General features: G+C 61.0%; 14 protein-coding genes and 1 tRNA gene. 10 read left to right on the top strand and 5 right to left on the bottom strand.

Annotation, left to right across the window (positions count from 1 at the left end):
- Window positions 1–114 precede the first annotated feature (114 nt).
- Window positions 115–190: transfer RNA gene (locus BLU01_RS08630), tRNA-Thr, on the top strand.
- A 9-nt stretch (window positions 191–199) separates the two neighbouring features.
- Here BLU01_RS08630 and BLU01_RS08625 read toward each other — a convergent pair.
- A complete protein-coding gene (locus BLU01_RS08625) occupies window positions 200–865 on the bottom strand; it encodes a hypothetical protein (protein ID WP_092273466.1) in 666 nt (221 codons plus the stop codon).
- A gap of 316 nt (window positions 866–1,181) precedes the next feature.
- Between BLU01_RS08625 and BLU01_RS08620 the strand changes: the two genes are divergently transcribed.
- Window positions 1,182–1,487 (top strand): DUF6388 family protein, encoded by a 306-nt coding sequence (locus BLU01_RS08620; RefSeq protein WP_092281529.1) that lies wholly within the window; start codon window positions 1,182–1,184, stop codon window positions 1,485–1,487.
- A gap of 93 nt (window positions 1,488–1,580) precedes the next feature.
- Here BLU01_RS08620 and nadC read toward each other — a convergent pair whose 3' ends face one another.
- Window positions 1,581–2,429, bottom strand: coding sequence for a carboxylating nicotinate-nucleotide diphosphorylase (gene nadC, locus BLU01_RS08615; protein ID WP_092273463.1), 849 nt, complete (start codon window positions 2,427–2,429; stop codon window positions 1,581–1,583).
- 360 nt (window positions 2,430–2,789) lie between these two features.
- Here nadC and BLU01_RS08610 point away from each other — a divergent pair, with 360 nt between their 5' ends.
- The 4 genes from BLU01_RS08610 to BLU01_RS08595 all read left to right on the top strand — a co-directional run bounded on the left by BLU01_RS08610 (window position 2,790) and on the right by BLU01_RS08595 (window position 8,799).
- Window positions 2,790–5,003: a DUF1631 domain-containing protein gene (locus tag BLU01_RS08610; RefSeq protein WP_092273460.1), complete on the top strand. Its 2,214-nt coding sequence runs from the start codon at window positions 2,790–2,792 to the stop codon at window positions 5,001–5,003.
- Between the two features lie 64 nt (window positions 5,004–5,067).
- Window positions 5,068–5,628: a 1,6-anhydro-N-acetylmuramyl-L-alanine amidase AmpD gene (gene ampD, locus BLU01_RS08605; RefSeq protein WP_092273457.1), complete on the top strand. Its 561-nt coding sequence runs from the start codon at window positions 5,068–5,070 to the stop codon at window positions 5,626–5,628.
- Window positions 5,625–6,461, top strand: a complete 837-nt coding sequence (gene ampE, locus BLU01_RS08600) for a regulatory signaling modulator protein AmpE (RefSeq protein ID WP_092273454.1) — start codon at window positions 5,625–5,627, stop codon at window positions 6,459–6,461. The genes ampD and ampE overlap by 4 nt, the downstream gene beginning before the upstream one ends.
- A 307-nt stretch (window positions 6,462–6,768) precedes the next feature.
- Window positions 6,769–8,799, top strand: coding sequence for a methyl-accepting chemotaxis protein (locus tag BLU01_RS08595; RefSeq protein WP_092273450.1), 2,031 nt, complete (start codon window positions 6,769–6,771; stop codon window positions 8,797–8,799).
- A 125-nt stretch (window positions 8,800–8,924) separates the two neighbouring features.
- Here BLU01_RS08595 and BLU01_RS08590 read toward each other — a convergent pair whose 3' ends face one another.
- Both BLU01_RS08590 and cra read right to left on the bottom strand, forming a co-directional pair.
- A complete protein-coding gene (locus BLU01_RS08590) occupies window positions 8,925–9,701 on the bottom strand; it encodes a TatD family hydrolase (RefSeq protein ID WP_092273447.1) in 777 nt (258 codons plus the stop codon).
- A 3-nt stretch (window positions 9,702–9,704) separates the two neighbouring features.
- Window positions 9,705–10,700: a catabolite repressor/activator gene (gene cra / locus BLU01_RS08585; protein ID WP_092273444.1), complete on the bottom strand. Its 996-nt coding sequence runs from the start codon at window positions 10,698–10,700 to the stop codon at window positions 9,705–9,707.
- Between the two features lie 303 nt (window positions 10,701–11,003).
- Between cra and ptsP the strand changes: the two genes are divergently transcribed.
- From ptsP to BLU01_RS08565, 4 genes are all read left to right on the top strand, one after another.
- Window positions 11,004–13,865, top strand: coding sequence for a phosphoenolpyruvate--protein phosphotransferase (gene ptsP / locus BLU01_RS08580; RefSeq protein ID WP_092273441.1), 2,862 nt, complete (start codon window positions 11,004–11,006; stop codon window positions 13,863–13,865).
- Window positions 13,865–14,806, top strand: coding sequence for a 1-phosphofructokinase (gene pfkB, locus BLU01_RS08575; protein ID WP_092273438.1), 942 nt, complete (start codon window positions 13,865–13,867; stop codon window positions 14,804–14,806). The genes ptsP and pfkB overlap by 1 nt, the downstream gene beginning before the upstream one ends.
- A gap of 11 nt (window positions 14,807–14,817) precedes the next feature.
- Window positions 14,818–16,545, top strand: a complete 1,728-nt coding sequence (locus BLU01_RS08570) for a PTS fructose-like transporter subunit IIB (protein ID WP_092273435.1) — start codon at window positions 14,818–14,820, stop codon at window positions 16,543–16,545.
- A gap of 172 nt (window positions 16,546–16,717) precedes the next feature.
- Window positions 16,718–18,259: an alkaline phosphatase D family protein gene (locus BLU01_RS08565; protein ID WP_092273432.1), complete on the top strand. Its 1,542-nt coding sequence runs from the start codon at window positions 16,718–16,720 to the stop codon at window positions 18,257–18,259.
- A gap of 337 nt (window positions 18,260–18,596) precedes the next feature.
- On the opposite strand, the gene BLU01_RS08560 is transcribed toward BLU01_RS08565, so the two are convergent.
- Window positions 18,597–18,962 carry an endonuclease domain-containing protein gene (locus BLU01_RS08560; protein WP_092273429.1) on the bottom strand — a complete coding sequence of 122 codons (366 nt, stop codon included), beginning with the start codon at window positions 18,960–18,962 and terminating at the stop codon, window positions 18,597–18,599.
- Window positions 18,963–18,992 lie beyond the last annotated feature (30 nt).

The raw sequence follows: 18,992 nt of genomic DNA, 5'->3' as shown, positions 1-18,992 counted from the left end.
CGCTTGACCGCTGAATAACAAAACGCCCCGACTGGTTCGGGGCGTTTTGCTGTGTGCGGGAAAGTGCCCTGGATATTTGCCGGCCTGCAATCGCGATGCTAGGTTTAGCTCACCGCCCGTGTAGCTCAGCCGGTAGAGCAGCGCACTCGTAACGCGAAGGTCGCAGGTTCGATTCCTGTCTCGGGCACCATTCCTGTTGTTACTTCACCTTGCTTCGCACTTCCTCGATCGAGCGCTTCAGTTGGTCCATCTGACTGTTCTGGTCACTCATTTCCCGCTTCAGACTCGACATATCACTGGAACTTGAGCTGGAGCTCGACCCGGCGCTGCGCTTGAGGTCTTCGACCTGGCTGGCAAGTTTTTTCAGCTCGTTGTCCTGTTCGCTGGTTTTGCGCTTGAGGTCATTGACTTCGCTGGAGCTTGAGCTGGAACTCGAACCGTTGGCTTTCTTCATGTCTTCCAGTTGGCTGTTGAGTTTCTTCAGCTCTTTGTCCTGCTCCTCGACGGTCCGCTTGAGCTTGGTGATTTCATCGCTGCTCGGACCGTTGCTTGTCCCGGTAGCGCGCCGCAGGTCTTCGATGAGGGTGGTTTGTTCACTGACAGTCTTCTTCAGCTTGTCGATTTGGTCAGTGTTGGATTTTACGGTGTCGCGCATCTCGGAGAGCGTGTCGGCGTTGAAGCGCGTATCGACCAGTACTTTCTTGCCGTTCTTATCGTGCAGCGCCACGACCGTGTCGGTGTAAGACGTGCTGTCGGAGCTCAGCTCGATCGCCTGCGCCGTATTCGGCAGCGCGACGTTACCGAGGAAAAGGGCAGCCATGCCAGTTGCATACAGGGTGGACGAAAGCTTGGGGAAATTGCGCATCACCTGAGTTCCTTAAGGAGTGCCTATATGGCACATCGCTATGACTCGGCTTTTTGAAACTTGTTCCTGAGCCCCGCACAAAATAGCTGTCGCCGGGGGAGGCGGGCTTTTTTTTGTGAATTTGATGTAAAGATGCATATAAATCGTCCGCCAAAGGTCCTATATTCGGAACTCGCACGAGCGACCCAAAGCTGTTTTCAGATGATCCCGAATGGTTCTGAAGGCCAGACAAACCGGGCTTTACGCGGTTATTTGCGTCAGAGAGATCCTTGATGATCCAGATCCATCTTCCATTCCCCAGATCAGCGAGAACGACATGACTGTTAAAGAATTGACCCAGGAAGCCAGGCACGAAGAAGCCCTGAAGAAGTACGTGCTGGAGTGTCCGCAGCTAGCTGACGAGATCAAGGACCTGCCCGCCGACGATCAGAAAGACCAGATTCAGTGGGCGTTCGAGGATGAAGCGGAATCCCAGGGCTTGCAGCCGTGGGAACTGACGCTCAAGTACACCTCGACTCCTGAAGAGTTTGAGGAGGCGCGGTTGGTCCTGCACAAAGAGGCGGCCGAAGTGCTGGGCGTCGAGTGGGAAGAATACTGCGAGATGAATAATCTGGTGGTCTGACACATTCTTGCGCCGATCACCTTGTAGGAGCATGGCTTGCCCGCGATAGCGATTGCGAAATCGCCATCGCGGGCAAGCCATGCTCCTACAGGTTTACAAACTCAAGCGCATCGACAGGTCCACAGCCTTCACATCCTTGGTCATCGCACCAATCGAAATGTAATCCACACCTGTTTCGGCGATCGGCAGCAGTGTGCTTTCGTTGATCCCGCCGCTGGCTTCCAGTTTTGCCTTGCCGGCGTTCAGGCGCACAGCTTCGCGCATGTCATCCAGGCTCAATTCGTCGAGCATGATGATGTCGGCGCCGGCAGCCAGTGCCTCTTTCAATTCCGTAAGACTTTCCACTTCGATTTCCACCGGTTTACCCGGCGCAATCTTGTGCGCGGCGTTGATCGCTTGCTCAATGCCGCCGCATGCGGCGATGTGGTTTTCCTTGATCAGGAATGCGTCGTACAAGCCGATCCGGTGGTTGTGGCAGCCGCCGCAGGTTACCGCGTATTTCTGCGCCAGACGCAGGCCGGGCAGGGTTTTGCGCGTGTCGAGCAGCTTCACCTGAGTCTGCGCGACGAAATCCGCCAGAAACTGTGCGCGAGTCGCCACGCCGGAAAGCAATTGCAGGAAATTCAGCGCGCAGCGTTCACCGGTCAGCAGCGAGCGCGCCGGGCCTTCCAGATGAAACAGCGCCTGATTGGCTTTCACCCGTTCGCCGTCGCGCACCTGCCAGTGCACCGCAACGCGCGGGTCCAGTTGCCGAAAAACCGCATCGACCCACGCCGTGCCGCTGATCACGGCCTCGTCGCGGGTGATGATGGTGGCTTTGGCCAGACGTTCGGCCGGGATCAGTTGCGCGGTGATGTCGCCGCTGCCGATGTCTTCGAGCAACGCACGGCGCACGTTGGCTTCGATTTCGGCGGTCAAATCGGCGAGGCGTAGATTCGGCATAACGGGCTCCACAAACAAAGTGGCTCGATTATAGGGGCATGACGCGAAGCAACCCAAGGCGTCCAAGGCACGCACTTGGATTTGAAACCTGCATTTGGTCGAATCGCGTGAGCATAAAACCTTAAGTGACGGTCTGTTACATACGTCTATTTAAACGTGAGCCAGAGAGTCCGCTGGCACAAGCTTCGCGATTTGCCGATAATCCGACTTGTATTTGACGTCATGCCTTTGACGTCGCGCGGGATTTCCCAATTCATAAAGGGCAACGGGTGGCACTGGTCCCCGTTGAGCGTCGGCTGTGAGGCTTGCGCGGACGAACTTTCTCACCGAACCGAAGAATCACCGTTTCAGGAGGCTTGGATGCACAACGACGGGAATGTAGTGCCTTTGCACAAGGCCGCTACCGAGGCGAATCATTCGCCGCTCGCCCGCCTGCCTGTGATTCTGCTTCAGGTTCGCGACAAGGCTGCGCAGCAGTTGCGCCATGGTTTGCAGGAACTGTTCGATAACGCCGACGACACCCTGTTTGAAATGGCCGACCGCGCCCGCAACGACGTCGAGCAGAACATCTTTTTCGAAGCCATGCGCGATTTGCGCCTCAAGCGTAAAAGCATTGAGCGCGGCTTTCTCGAGCTATTCTTCGAGGCCTTTGTCAGCCTCACTCAATACGACGTCAGCCGCTCAGTCCTGCCGCTGACGCACACGTTGACGTTTGATCCCGACGCGCCGCTGCCCAACGACGACCTTGAGCGCAGCGTCGCCGTGGAAGCGATGGTCAGCAAAGTGATGAATCGCGACGGTTTTGCTCTCGATCAACTGACCACGCGGCTGAGCGTGTTGTTGGGCAAAGAGTTGCTCGAACAGCACAATCCGTTGGGCCCGGCGATGCTCTGCGAATACTTTCTGCAGGCCGGGCGCAATCTGGGCGTGGAGATCAAGGTCAAGCTGATCATCCTCAAACTGTTCGAGCGCTATGTGCTCAGCAGCGCCGATCAGCTCTACGCCGAAGCCAATCAACTGTTGATCGCCACGGGCGTGTTGCCCGAACTCAAACCGGCGCCGGCGCGGCGCGCTACTGATCGCGCGATCGCCAGTGCGCAGGCTGAACCGGCCGACGCCAGCGCCAGGCCTGGCCACACGCACATCGACGAAAGCGTGCAGGAAGTGTTCGCCGCGTTGCAGGAATTACTCTTTCACGTGCGCGGCACCGTGGCACCGACCCTCGAAGCCAGCGTGCCGCCGCAACCGATTTCCACGCGCGACCTGATGCGCCTGCTCTCACACTTGCAGCAATACGTGCCCGACCCGGCGGCGCAGGACGACTTCGATCTGCGCAATCAGCTCGAACAATTGCTCACTCGAGTCAGCGTCAAAAGCGGCAAGTCGCGGGTGGTTGGGGTTGCCGATGAAGACGTGATCAACCTCATCGCGATGTTGTTTGAATGCATCCTCGATGACCGCAACCTGCCGGACTCGCTCAAAGCGCTGATCGGCCGTTTGCAGATTCCGATGCTCAAGGTCGCGGTCGTCGACAAAAGCTTTTTCAGCCGCAGCAGCCACCCGGCGCGGCGCCTGCTCAATGAAATCGCCGCCGCAGCCATGGGCTGGGGCGAGTGTGATGACCATGAGCGCGACACTCTTTACCTGCGCATCGAGCAAGTGGTGCAGCGGCTGTTGAACGACTTTGTCGATGACCCGGCGATTTTCTCCGAGTTGCTCGCGGACTTCCTCGCGTTCACCAGCGATGAGCGTCGGCGCAGCGAGCTGTTGGAGCAACGCACCCGCGACGCCGAAGAGGGCCGGGCGAAAACCGAACTGGCGCGCCAGCGTGTCGAGCAAGCATTGAATGAAGCGCTGCTGGGCAAGCTGTTGCCGCAAGCAGTGGTGGCGTTTGTCCAGAATGCCTGGAGCAAAGTGCTGATGCTGACGTGCCTCAAGCATGGCGACCAGTCCGTCGAATGGCAGGCCGATGTGCAAACCATGGCGCAACTGATCTGGAGCGTGCAGCGCCACGACGAGGCCGACGCCAACCTGCGGCTGTTGTCGCTGGTCCCGGGTTTGCTTAAAGCGCTGCGCGATGGCCTCAGCAGTTCGGCGTTCGATCCGTTTGCCACCAGCGAATTCTTCGCCGAACTGGAAACCTTGCACGTGCAATTGTTCGAGCGCCCGGCGCAACCGTCGGCGCCTGCGAATGAAACACCGGTGATGGTCGAAGTGGTTGAAGAAATCGTCCTGCGTACCGCTGATGAAGGTACGGTTGACCCGACGTCGCTGCGCTTGCCGGCTAACGATGCCGGTCTGCTCGAAGTCGAGCGCTTGCGGGTCGGCAGTTGGGTGGAGTTTCAGGAAGACGAGGACAACACCCTGCGCTGCAAACTGGCAGCGGTCATCGATGCCACCGGCAAATACATTTTCGTCAATCGCACCGGCATGAAAGTGCTGGAGCGCAGTCGTAACGGGTTGGCGCTGGAGTTTCGTCGCGGCGCGGTGCGCACGCTGGACGATACGCTGCTGTTTGATCGGGCGCTGGAATCGGTGATCGGCAACTTGCGCCGTCTCAATCACGCCAAGTGATCGCGCGCGGAGGGTCTATCGCGGCATACTGGGCGCCAACACGATTGTCGTTGAAGGAACCTGTATGCAGTTGGACCCCGCGAGCGGTTGGTGCCAGGGCGTTGATATCTGCCCGTCACCCAACTTCAATGCGCGCCCCTCGGAAGAAATCTCCCTGCTGGTGATCCACAACATCAGCCTGCCGCCCGCCCAATTCGCCACCGGCAAGGTCCAGGAGTTTTTCCAGAATCGTCTGGATGTCACCGAGCATCCTTACTTTGAAGGGATTGCCGAGCTGCGCGTTTCTGCGCATTTTCTGATCGAACGTGACGGCACCGTCACTCAGTTTGTCTCCTGTCTTGAGCGCGCCTGGCATGCCGGCGTCTCGAACTTCGAGGGACGGGAATTCTGTAATGATTTTTCCGTGGGTATCGAGCTGGAAGGCACCGATGATCTGCCGTTCACCGATGCGCAATATCTGGCGCTGACGACCCTGACCCGACAGCTGCAAAGCGCTTTCAGCGGGATTACCGCGCAGCGCATTTGCGGGCATAGCGACATCGCTCCGGGGCGCAAGACTGACCCGGGACCTGCGTTCGACTGGGCACGCTACCGCGCCGCCCTGGCAAAAGAGGAACAACAATGAGTTTTCTGGTGTTGCTGTTGGCGGTCTGGATCGAGAAATTCTCGGCCCTGCGCCATCGTCTCCAACGTGATGGCGGCTGGTTGCGCGAACTGCACAAACTCGAAGCCAGCCCTCGTCTCAAGGACCATCCGTGGCTGGTGTTGATCATTCTGGTATTGCTGCCGGTGGCGCTGCTCGGTTTGCTGTTGATCGTGCTGCAACCGGTGGCTTACGGTTTGCTGGCGTTGCCGGTGCATCTGCTGGTGGTGATTTACAGTTTGGGTCGCGGCGATCTGCTCGGCCAGCTCGGGCCGTTTCGCGATGCCTGGCGTCGCGAAGACCTGCAAGCCGCGACGCACGTGGCCAAACGCGACCTCGATATCTGCGCCGAGGATGGCGAGCAATTGCTGGAGCGGGTGCAGGCGCACCTGTTGTGGCAGGCCTATCAAAGCTTCTTTGCGGTGATTTTCTGGTACTTCCTGTTGGGCCCGGTCGCCGCGCTGAGTTATCGCTTGCTCGCCCTCGCCGAGGAGCACGGGCAGAACCCGGCAGTGGTCGAGCGCGCCGCGCAATTGCGGCATGCCTTTGATTGGGTGCCGGTGCGCTTGCTGGCGGGGAGTTTTGCGCTGGTCGGCAACTTTGTCGCGGTCGGACGGGTGATGCTGCACGAACTGCTGAACTGGAACATCAGCGCCGCGCAGTTGATCGAAAAAGTCGGCCTGGTCGCCGGAGAAATCCCTGCACCGGTGGTCGGACCGGATGGCATCAACAGCCTCGATCGCCTGTGGGAATTGCTGCTGCGCGCGGCAGTGCTCTGGTATGCCGGATTTGCGCTCTGGACGGTGTTGCCCTGAGTCAGCAATATTTTCGGCATGGCAATCATGTGGCGAGGGGGTTTACCCCCGTTCGGCTGCGCAGCAGTCGCAAATCCTTTGCCCGCAGTCTAATCGTTGATGACTGGGGCGGCTGCGCCACCCAACGGGGGTAAACCCCCTCGCCACAGGAATCCGATTGAGACGTGAAGCCCGCCATCCTGCCGTTAACCTTAAGTTACAAAAACTCCCGCCGATTTAAGCTATACAGACATGGCGCCCAATAGTGGCTATCTGCTGTGTCTGTGCGCCTGCCAATAAAAATAAGAAATCCAAGGGAGACTTCACAGTGAAGAGCTTGCTCTATCCTGCTGTCGCGCTGATGAACCGCTTGAGCTTCGGCATGAAGTTCAGCCTGATCAGCGTGCTGTTCCTGGTGCCGATGCTGGTGACCAACTTCTACCTGGTGCGCGATTCCTATCGTGAATTCCAGGGCACCCAAATCGAATTGCAAAGCCTCGACCTGCTGGGCAGCAGCCTGACCCTGCGCCGCGACCTGGAAACTCTGAACAATCTGGTGCAGATCGACGTCACCCTCGGCCAATCCGGCAAGGCCGGTGATGTCGAGAGCAAGATCAGCGCGCTGGAGCAGAGCGTCCTCGCGCGCTTGCAAGGGTTGGCGGCGATGAGCACCGACCCCGAGCAGATCAGCGCGTTCGACGCCAAACGCGACGAAATGATCGCTGCGTTCAAGGCCCAGCAAGCGGAAAACTCTCTGCAAAGCAAAAGCGCGCTGATCGGCAAACTGCTCGGCAGCGCGCAGATTTTCAGTCAGATCATCACCAGCCAGGCCGGCCTCAGTCGCGACACGCAAAGCGACATGCGCCAGCTCAGTGAGCTGATCACCAACGTCACCCCGCCGGTCACGCAGATTCTCGGCGAGGGCCGGGCCATGGGTTCGTTGTCGCTGGGGCAGGGCTTTCTCAATTCGGCATCGAGCACGCGTTTTGATGAATTGCTCGCGCAAATCGAAAAGCTCCAGGCTGAATACGGGCTGAAACTGCAAGACGCGCTGGGCTCCAGCAAAGCCGCGAATCAAACCCTCGCCGCCCAGGCCGAAACCAGCAAGGCCTCGCTGAAAAAGGCCAGCGAACTGTTCGAAGAACAAGTGGTGATGGCCGACACGCTCGATGCGCCGTGGCCGGCGTTTTACGATCAGGTCAGCGGCCTGATGGAGCAGACCTACCAGCTCAACGAAGCGACCCTGAAATTCCTCGGCACCCAGTTGCAGCAACGGCTGGAGCAAAACCGCATGCACATGGTGTTGCAGGCCGTGGCGTTGTCGGTGGTGTTTGTGCTGATCTTTTACCTCTACGGCGGCTTCTACGCGTCGACCCGCACCACCCTGAAAAACCTCGGGGCGATGATGGACAACGTCGCGGCCGGCGACATGACCGTGACGTTCCACGCCAACAGCCGCGATGAGCTGGGCGAGTTGGGCGAAGTGTTCAACGGCACGGTGAAGAAGATCCATGACTTGATCGAGCGCGTCGGCCGCACCGTCGGCGAAGTCGAACGTCAGGCCGGGCAAGTGCAGGACGTTTCTGCGCAGAGCAACCAAGCCGTCGCCGGGCAACGCAGCCAGATCGAGCAGGTCGCCACGGCGATGAACCAGATGTCTGCGACTTCACTGGAAGTAGCGCGCAGTGCGGCAGCCGCGGTCAGCAGCGCGCACAGCGTCAATGACGAAACGCTCAGCGGTCGCGGTTTGGTCGAATCGCAGCAGGGCAGCATTGCCGCGCTGGCGACTGAGATTGATCAGTCGGTGCTGGTGATCAATCAATTGGCCAGCGACAGCCAGTCGATCAGCCGGGTACTCGAGGTGATCAAAAGCATCGCCGAACAAACCAACCTGCTGGCGCTCAACGCGGCCATCGAAGCGGCGCGGGCGGGCGAGCAGGGCCGGGGCTTTGCGGTGGTGGCGGATGAAGTGCGCACGTTGGCCAAGCGCACTCAGCAATCCACCGAAGAAATCGAGCAGATGATTGCCAAGCTCCACGGCGGAGTGGGCGCGGCGGTGAAAGCCATGGGCGTCAGTCATCAGATGGCCAGTGGCACGGTCGGGCAGTCGGAGAAGGTCCAGCAAGCGCTGGAAAACATCCTCGGCGCGGTCGGCATGATCGTCGACCAGAACCAGCAAATCGCCGCTGCCGTGGAGCAGCAAACGGCGGTGGCCCACGACATCGACCAGAACATCGTCGAGATCAACCGCGCCGGTGAGCGCACCGCCGAGGGCGCGCATCAGACCGAAAACGCCAGCCGCGCATTGTCGGCGCAAGTGCTGGAACTGAAACAACTGATCAGCGCATTCCGCGTCTGATTACCCCGCAATCCCCTGTGGGAGCGAAGCTTGCTCGCGATGGCGTACTGACCGTCAACATTGATGATGACTGACACAGCGCCATCGCGAGCTAGCTCGCTCCCACAGGGAATGAGTGCAACTACCTACCAGTTAAACAATTCGCAGGCATTCGCCGTGCTCGCCGCCGCCAGTTGCTCAGGGCTGATCGCCATAATGTTGGCCAGCGCCGCACAGATCGCCGGCAAGTGCGCCGGGCTGTTGCGCTGACCGGGAAACATCGCCGGCGCCATGTCCGGCGAGTCGGTTTCCAGCACCACTGCATCGAGCGGCAACTGCGCCAAAACCCTGTGCATGCGCAACGCCTGCGGCCAGGTCGCGGCGCCACCGAGGCCGAGTTTGAAACCGAGCTTGAGGTATTCGCGCGCCTCTTCCTGGCTGCCGGCGAACGCGTGGATGATCCCCGCGCGTTTCAGGCGAAAACGCTTGAGCGTGGCGATCACCGCCGCGTGGCTGCGACGCACATGAATCAGCGCCGGCAGATTGAAATCCGCCGCCAACTGCAACTGCGCATCGAACAATGCCTGCTGGCGCTCGCGGTCAAGGGTTTCGATGAAGTAATCCAGGCCAATCTCGCCCACCGCGCACAACTGCCGATGACCGGCCAGGCGCGTCAGCCAATCACCGAGCGCTGTCAGGTCTTCGGGTTGATGCTGATCCAGATACACCGGGTGCAAACCGAACGCCGCGTGCAAATCGGCATCGCTCAAGACCAGATCCCAGACCCGCTGCCAATTGCCCTGATAAACCCCCAGCACCACCATCTGCCGCACCCCGAGGGCGCGGCTTTGTTCCAGCAGCGCCGGGCGATCGGCGTCGAAATCCGGAAAATCCAGGTGAGTGTGGCTGTCGATCAGCTGCACGGTTCAGTCCTGCAAAATGCGCTGCTTGAAAGTCCGCGCGATGGCCTGCACGCCCGGCTGATAATCCGATTGTTCGATGGCGGCCAACGCCAGTTCCAGCGCTTTATCAGCGATCAACTGGTGCTGCTGGGCCATGGCGTTGACCGGCAACGGCAGGAAGTCCAGCAACTGCGTATCGCCGAAGGTGCCGAGGCGCAGCGGCCGGGTTTTCAACGGGAAGTCATGCAAAGCGTCGAACACGCCTTGCAGCAATACGTAGGAAGTCGTCACCAGCGCATCCGGCAAATGCCCCAGGCGCTGGAGTAATTCTTCCATCAGTTGTTTGCCGCACTCGCGGCTGAACGACTCGCCTTGCTCAATGAAGATTTCACCCTTGAACCCGGCCAGCGCTTGCTTGAACCCGGCGGCCCGTTCCTGGCTGATGCTCAGCTCGGGACGCGCGCCGATCAGCGCGATCTGCTTGGGCAACGGCTGCAGCAGGCTCTGGGTCAGGTGCAGACTGGCCTCGCGGTCATCGCTGATCACCGAACAGAAATGCTCTGGCTCCATGACCCGGTCGATGGCGATGATCGGCATGCCTTTGGCCTGCAACTGGCGATAACTGTCGTCATCGGTTGGCAGGCAACTGGCGACGATCAGCGCATCGCAGCGCCGTGCACGAAACAGCTTGAGCAACTGCCGCTCACTGTCCGGCGCATCGTCGGAACTGGCGATCAGCAATTGATAGCCGCGTGCGCGGGCGCCTTGCTCCAAGAGCTTGGCGATGCGCGCGTAACTGGGGTTTTCCAGATCCGGCAGAATGAAACCCAGCGTGCGGGTGTGCCGACTGCGCAAACCGGCGGCTTGCGGATTAGGGGTAAAACCATGCTGCTCGACCACCGCGCGCACGCGCTCGACCGTCGCGCTGCTGATGCGTTGCTGGGTAGCTTTGCCATTGATGACATAACTGGCGGTGGTCACGGACACGCCGGCCAACTGTGCGATATCACTGAGTTTCAACTCGGGAATTCCTTGTTTTTTCGAGCTTGCCCCGACATTTTCGCCAATCCTACCCGATTCAGGCAGGCGACCCATGTCGCACCGCATCCGACAAGTTGGACTTCTAGGATGAGTCATAATCGAGTAACGTGCCAAACTTTCTAGATTAAACGTTTCAGCAAGCGTATTTTCTGCGTTAAGGCTGCATTGGCCGGTTCTGCCGCGAAACCGCCAAGTGTGCGCAAAAAGCCTAAGCTGATTCAATTCAAAGCTGATTCATTCAGAACAATACCTGGCGCCCCTTGGCGCCAAAAAGGAGAAAGCATGCTCGAGCTCACCATAGAGCAGATATCCATGGCTCAGACGGCTGTGGATAAGTCCGCCGCGCTGCACCTGCTGGCCCAGCATCTGGTCGCCGACGGGTTGGTCGCCGAGGGTTACCTCGCCGGTCTGCAGGCGCGCGAAGCGCAGGGCTCGACCTTTCTCGGTCAAGGTATTGCGATCCCCCATGGCACCCCGGAAACCCGCGATCAGGTGTTCACCACTGGCGTGCGCCTGATGCAATTTCCCGAAGGTGTGGATTGGGGTGATGGCCAGATCGTCTACCTGGCGATCGGCATCGCCGCCAAATCCGATGAACACCTGCGCTTGCTGCAACTGCTGACCCGTGCCCTCGGCGAGACCGATCTGGGCGAGGCCTTGCGCCGCGCCAGCAGCGCCGAAGCGTTGCTCAAATTGCTCCAGGGCGCGCCGCAGGAATTGGCCCTGGACGCGCAAATGATCGGCCTCGGCGTGTCGGCCGATGACTTCGAAGAACTGGTCTGGCGCGGCGCGCGTCTGCTGCGTCAGGCCGATTGCGTGAGCAACGGTTTCGCTGCGGTGTTGCAGCAAGTCGAAGCGCTGCCGCTGGGTGATGGCTTGTGGTGGCTGCACAGCGAACAAACGGTCAAGCGCCCGGGACTGGCGTTCGTCACCCCGGACAAACCGATGCGCTACCTCGGCCAGCCATTGAGCGGCCTGTTCTGCCTCGCCAGCCTTGGCGAAGCGCATCAGGCGTTGCTCGAGCGACTGTGCGCATTGCTGATCGAAGGGCGCGGCCACGAATTGGGCCGCGCCACCAGCAGCCGCAAAGTCCTCGAAGTGCTCGGCGGTGAAGTGCCGGTCGATTGGCCGAGCGCGCGCATTGCCCTGGCCAACGCCCACGGTTTGCACGCGCGCCCGGCGAAGATCCTCGCGCAATTGGCGAAGAACTTTGACGGCGAGATTCGTGTGCGCATCGTCGATGGCGCGGACAGCGCGGTGTCGGTGAAGAGCCTGAGCAAACTGCTGAGCCTCGGCGCGCGACGCGGTCAGGTGCTGGAATTTATTGCTGAGCCAAGCATTGCCGCAGATGCCTTGCCGGCGCTGTTGGCGGCTATCGAAGAAGGCCTCGGCGAAGAAGTCGAGCCGCTGCCGGCAGTCAGTCAGCAACGCGAAGTGTTTGCCGATGTCGCCGAAGTGCTGCTGGCGCCCAAGTCCGGCAGCCTGATTCAGGCCATCGCCGCGGCGCCCGGCATCGCCATCGGCCCGGCGCATATTCAAGTGCTGCAAGCCATCGATTACCCGCTGCGCGGCGAGTCTGCGGCGGTCGAACGCGAGCGTCTGCACAGTGCGCTGGCGGATGTTCGGCGCGACATTCAAGGTTTGATCGAACGCAGCAAATCCAAGGCGATTCGCGAGATCTTCATCACGCACCAGGAAATGCTCGACGACCCGGAATTGACCGATGAAGTCGACACGCGCCTGAAGCAGGGCGAAAGCGCTGAAGCGGCGTGGATGGCGGTGATCGAAGCGGCGGCCAAACAACAGGAATCGCTCAAGGACGCGCTGCTCGCCGAGCGTGCCGCCGATTTGCGTGATATCGGCCGTCGCGTGCTGGCGCAACTGTGCGGCATCGAGACCCCGAGCGAACCCGAGCAACCGTACATTCTGGTGATGGACGAGGTCGGCCCGTCCGACGTCGCGCGTCTTGATCCGGCGCGCGTGGCCGGGATTCTCACCGCTCGCGGTGGCGCCACGGCACACAGCGCCATCGTCGCCCGCGCCTTGGGCATTCCGGCCTTGGTCGGTGCCGGTGCAGCGGTGTTGCTGCTGGCGCCGGGCACGCCGTTGCTGATCGACGGCCAGCGCGGTCGCCTGCACGTCGACGCCGATGCTGCAACGCTGCAGCGCGCCACCGAAGAGCGTGACACCCGCGAACAACGCTTGAAAGCCGCCGCCGAACAGCGTCATCAACCGGCGCTGACCCGCGATGGCCACGCGGTCGAAGTGTTCGCCAATATCGGTGAAAGCGCCGGGGTTACTGCTGCGGTCGAGCAGGGCGCCGAAGGCATCGGTTTGCTCCGTACCGAATTGATCTTCATGGCGCATTCGCAAGCGCCGGACGAGGCCACGCAAGAAATCGAATACCGCCGCGTCCTCGATGGTCTCGCCGGTCGGCCATTGGTGGTGCGCACGCTCGACGTTGGTGGCGATAAACCGCTGCCGTACTGGCCGATTGAAAAGGAAGAAAATCCGTTCCTCGGCGTGCGCGGGATTCGCCTGACCCTGCAACGTCCGCAGATCATGGAAGCGCAATTGCGCGCCTTGCTGCGGGCTGCCGACAACCGTCCATTGCGGATCATGTTTCCGATGGTCGGCAGCGTCGATGAGTGGCGGCAGGCGCGCGACATGACTGAGCGCTTGCGCCTGGAAATCCCGGTCGCCGATCTGCAACTGGGAATCATGATCGAGGTGCCGTCGGCAGCGTTGCTGGCGCCGGTGCTGGCCAAGGAAGTGGACTTTTTCAGCGTCGGCACCAACGACCTGACCCAATACACCTTGGCCATCGATCGCGGGCACCCGACCTTGTCGGCCCAGGCTGACGGCTTGCACCCGGCGGTGCTGCAACTGATCGACATCACCGTGCGTGCCGCGCATGCCAATGGCAAATGGGTCGGCGTGTGCGGCGAACTGGCGGCGGACCCGCTGGCGGTGCCGGTGCTGGTCGGCCTCGGTGTCGACGAGCTCAGTGTTTCCGGACGCAGCATCGCCGAGGTCAAGGCACGCATCCGCGAACTCGACCTGGCCCAGACGCAAATTCTCGCCCAAGAGGCCTTGGCCGTGGGCAGCGCCAATGAAGTGCGCGCATTAGTGGAGGCCCTGTAATGGCCAAGATTCTAACCCTGACCCTCAACCCGGCACTCGACCTCACCGTCGAATTGCCGGCGCTGGCGCCCGGTCAGGTCAACCGCAGCGACGAGATGCACACGCACGCCGCCGGTAAAGGCGTGAACGTCGCGCAAGTGCTCGCCGACCTCGGGCATCAACTGACGGTCAGCGGTTTTCTCGGTGAAGACAACCTGCAAGCGTTCGAAACCCTGTTCGCCAAACGCGGTTTTGTCGACGCGTTCATTCGCGTGCCCGGCGAGACCCGCAGCAATATCAAACTGGCTGAAAGCGACGGGCGCATCACCGACATCAACGGCCCCGGCCCGCAGGTCAGCGCCGCCGCGCAACAGGCGTTGCTTGATCGGCTCGAGCAGATCGCGCCGGGCCACGATGCCGTGGTGGTTGCCGGCAGTTTGCCGCGCGGGGTCACTGCGCAGTGGTTGCAGGGGTTGATCGTGCGCTTGAAAAATCTCGGCTTGAACGTGGCGCTGGACACCAGCGGCGAGGCCTTGCGCGCAGGGTTGGCGGCCGCGCCGTGGCTGATCAAACCGAACACCGAAGAACTCGCCGAAGCGCTCGGTTGCGAAGTGGTTTCGGTGACCGCGCAGGCGCAGGCCGCCAGCCGTTTGCACGCGCAAGGCGTCGAACATGTGGTGATTTCCCACGGCGCCGATGGCGTCAATTGGTTCAGTGTCGGCGCGGCGATGCACGCCACGCCGCCGAAGGTCAGCGTGGTCAGCACGGTCGGTGCCGGCGACTCGCTGCTGGCCGGCATGCTCCACGGTTTGCTCAGTGCCGACACGCCTGAACAGACCTTGCGCACGGCCACCGCGATTGCCGCGATGGCGGTCACGCAGATTGGTTTCGGCATCAGTGATGTCGCGCACCTGGCGCAGCTCGAACAGGGCGTGCGCGTGCGCCTCCTGACAGAACAATAAGAGGGGTTGTCATGAAGTTAGCCATCGTTACGGCCTGCCCCAACGGCATGGTCACCAGTGTGCTGTGCGCCCGGTTGCTCGACGCCGCGGCCCAGCGTCAGGGCTGGAGCACCAGCGTCGAAGTGGTCGACGCCGCGCACCCGGAACGCCAGTTGTCGGCGGCCACCCTTGAGTCCGCCGAGTGGGTGTTGCTGGTCACCAGCACGCCGGTCGACATGTCGCGGTTCGTCGGCAAACGCGTGTTTCGCAGCACCCCGGCGCAAGCGCTGCAAGACGTTGAAGCGGTGCTGCGGCGTGGCGCTGAAGAAGCTGAAATTTATGTGGCCGACGAAGCGGTTGCAGCCGCCAAAAACGCCCCGCGTCTGGTCGCGATTACCGCGTGCCCGACCGGCGTTGCTCACACCTTTATGGCCGCCGAAGCCTTGCAGCAAGCGGCCAAGCGTCTGGGTTATGACTTGCAGATCGAAACCCAGGGCTCGGTCGGTGCGCGCAATCCACTGAGCGCGGCGGCGATTGCCGACGCCGATGTGGTGCTGCTGGCGTGCGATATCGAAGTCGCCACCGAGCGTTTCGCCGGCAAGAAGATTTACCGCTGCGGCACCGGCATCGCGCTGAAACAGTCCGAAGCCACGCTCAATAAAGCCTTGGCCGAAGGCAAGCAGGAAACCGCTGCGAGCGGCGCCAAAGGCCCGGCCAAACAAGAGAAGTCCGGCGTCTACAAACACCTGCTCACCGGCGTGTCGTTCATGCTGCCGATGGTCGTGGCGGGCGGCTTGATGATCGCGTTGTCGTTCGTCTTCGGCATCACCGCGTTCAAGGAAGAAGGCACGCTCGCCGCGGCGCTGATGCAGATCGGCGGCGAGACCGCGTTCAAACTGATGGTGCCGTTGCTCGCAGGCTATATCGCCTACTCGATCGCCGACCGTCCGGGCCTCGCGCCGGGGATGATCGGCGGGCTGCTGGCGAGCACCCTGGGCGCCGGTTTTATCGGCGGGATCATTGCCGGTTTCATTGCCGGTTACGCGGCGCAGGCGATCAATCGTTATGCGCGTTTGCCGCAAAGTCTTGAAGCGCTGAAACCGATTTTGATCATCCCGTTGCTGGCGAGTCTGTTCACCGGTCTTGTGATGATTTACGTGGTCGGTAAACCGGTCGCCGGGATGCTCGAAGCGCTGACGCATTTCCTCGACAGCATGGGCACCACCAACGCGATTCTCCTCGGTGTGTTGCTCGGCGGGATGATGTGCGTGGACTTGGGCGGGCCGATCAACAAGGCGGCTTATGCGTTTTCGGTGGGGCTGCTGGCCTCGCAGAGTTATGCGCCGATGGCCGCGACCATGGCCGCCGGCATGGTGCCGCCGATTGGCCTCGGCATCGCCACGTTCATTGCCCGACGCAAGTTCGCCCAGACTGAGCGCGAGGCCGGTAAAGCGGCGTTTGTGCTGGGCCTGTGCTTCATCTCCGAAGGGGCGATTCCGTTTGCTGCCAAGGACCCGTTGCGGGTGATTCCGGCGAGCATCGCCGGTGGCGCGCTGACCGGTGCGTTGTCGATGTATTTCGGCTGCAAGCTGATGGCGCCGCACGGCGGTTTGTTCGTGCTGCTGATCCCGAATGCGATTAACCACGCGCTGCTGTATCTGCTGGCGATTGTCGCCGGGAGTCTGCTGACGGCGGTGACGTATGCGCTGCTGAAACGGCCGGAAGTGGTGGAATTGGCGGTAGAACCGGTCAACGCCTGACACCCCTGTCCTGTAGGAGCAAGGCTTGCCCGCGAAGACGGTTTAGCATTCAACACATGTGCTGACTGTTGGATCGCCTTCGCGGGCAAGCCTCGCTCCTACAAGGGATGTGGGGTGTCACAGCGGTTTCATCTGCACATGCTTAAGTTTTCCTTTTCCCAGGGAGAACACCATGAGCGAATTCGATCTCGGTCGCCGTCGCGTCATTCAGGCGGTCGGCGCCGGGTTGTTGTTGCCGGGCCTGGCGCCAGCGGTGATTGCATCGGTTCAGGATCGCCCGCAACTCACCGACGGCGTGCAGTCCGGCGATTTGCTCGGCGACCGCGCGATGGTCTGGAGCCGCAGCGACCGGCCGGCGCGGATGGTGGTGGAATGGGATACTCGCAGCCTGTTCACCAACCCTCGACGTTTCGTCTCGCCGCTGGCCGACGCGCGCACCGACTTCACCGCCCGCGTCGAACTCAGCGGCCTGCCCGCCGATCAGGCGATTTTCTACCGTGTGCATTTTGAAGACGCGCAAAGCGGCGTCGCCAGCGAGCCGTGGTTCGGTCATTTGCGCAGCGTGCCGACGGCTCGGCGTGACCTGCGGTTTGTCTGGAGCGGCGATACCGTCGGCCAGGGTTTCGGGATCAACCCGGACATCGGCGGCATGCGTATCTACGAAGCGATGCGCCTGCGTCTGCCGGACTTCTTTATCCACAGCGGCGACACCATCTACGCCGACGGCCCGGTGCCGGCGCAACTGACCACCGAAAGCGGCCGGGTGTGGCGCAACATCACCAGCGAAGCGAAAAGCCAAGTCGCCGAAACCCTCGACGACTATCGCGGCAATTATCGCTACAACTTGATGGACGAAAACGTCCGCCGCTTCAACGCCGAAGTGCCGCAGATCTGGCAGTGGGACGACCACGAAGTGGTGAACAATTGGTCGCCGGGCAAGCAACTGGACGAGCGCTACAAGAGCAAAGATATCCACAGCCTGGTCGGCCGTGCGCGCCAGGCCTGGCTCGAATACGCGCCGATGCGTTTGCAGAGCGCTGACAACGGCGGGCGGATCTATCGCAAGCTCGGTTACGGGCCGCTGCTCGATGTGTTTGTGCTGGACATGCGCAGCTATCGCGAGGCGAATGACGACAACCTCGGCGCCGCCAAACCATTCCTCGGACGCGAACAACTCGACTGGCTGAAGACGTCGCTGCAAGCCTCGACCGCGCAGTGGAAAGTCATTGCCGCGGACATGCCGATTGGCCTCGGCGTGCCGGATGGCGAGGTCAGCGCGGGTGTCACGCGCTGGGAAGCGGTGGCCAATGGCGACCCGGGACCGGCGCAGGGCCGCGAGTTGGAAATCGCCGAATTGCTCGGTTATCTGCGCGCGCAGAAGGTGCGCAATTTCGTGTTCCTGACGGCCGATGTGCATTACTGCGCCGCGCATCATTACCACCCCGACCGCGCGGCGTTTCAGGACTTTGAGCCATTCTGGGAATTCGTCGCCGGGCCGTTGAATGCCGGCAGCTTCGGGCCGAATCCACTGGATAAAACTTTTGGCCCGGAAGTGGTGTTCGAGAAAGCCCCACCGGCACAAAACACCTCGCCGTTTGCCGGATTCCAGTTCTTCGGCGAAGTGAACATCGAAGGGCAGAGCGGCGAAATGAGCGTGGTGTTGCGGGATCTGGATGGGGTGAGCGTGTTTGAACAGAGGTTGCAGCCGGTTTGATCTTCTTCGATTTCAAGAGCCACCCCTCACCCCAACCCTCTCCCCAGAGGGGAGAGGGGGAAAGGGGGCCGATCTCTGTCGTCTTCGAGGTCGGGGTTCGGCTCGAAGCCGCATGTTTTCAGAACATGAGTTCGACTCGATCTTTCAGGCCGATGTGTAGCGCAAGACACCTCGGTCGGCTCCCTCTCTCCTTTGGGGAGAGGGGGCTGATCTCTATCGTTTTCAAAACCTGGGTTCGGCTCGATCTTTCAGGTCGATGTGTAGCGCAACACACTTCGGTCGGCTCCCTCTCCCCTTTGGGGAGAGGGCTGGGGTGAGGGGCGATTCCAGATCTGAATTACGGCATTCGATTCGCAGCAATCCTGATGATCTGTTCCAACACATCACTCATCCGCTCAATCACCTCCAGATTACTGAACCTGACAACCTCAATTCCTCTCTGCCGCAGGTGGAGCGTGCGCCGCTGATCATGAATCCTGCCCGAGGTTTCATAGTGCTGCCCACCATCGAGTTCTATCGCCAGTTTCAATTCGGCACAGTAGAAATCCAGCACATACGGCGGGCATGGAAACTGCCGGCGAAATTTCAGATTGGCGATTTGTCGGGCGCGCAACTTCTGCCAGAGCAGGAGTTCGCAGTCGGTTTGGTTAGCGCGTAATTGACGGGCGAATTGGCGCTGGTCGAGGGTAGGGCGGGTGAGCATGCTTCACGTCCGTGTGAAGGGGATGGAGGT

This window comes from Pseudomonas prosekii, assembly GCF_900105155.1.
In the GTDB taxonomy this organism is placed as follows: Bacteria; Pseudomonadota; Gammaproteobacteria; order Pseudomonadales; family Pseudomonadaceae; genus Aquipseudomonas; species Aquipseudomonas prosekii.
Note: the sequence above shows the minus strand (reverse complement) of the source record. Positions and strands in the feature narration are given on the sequence as shown.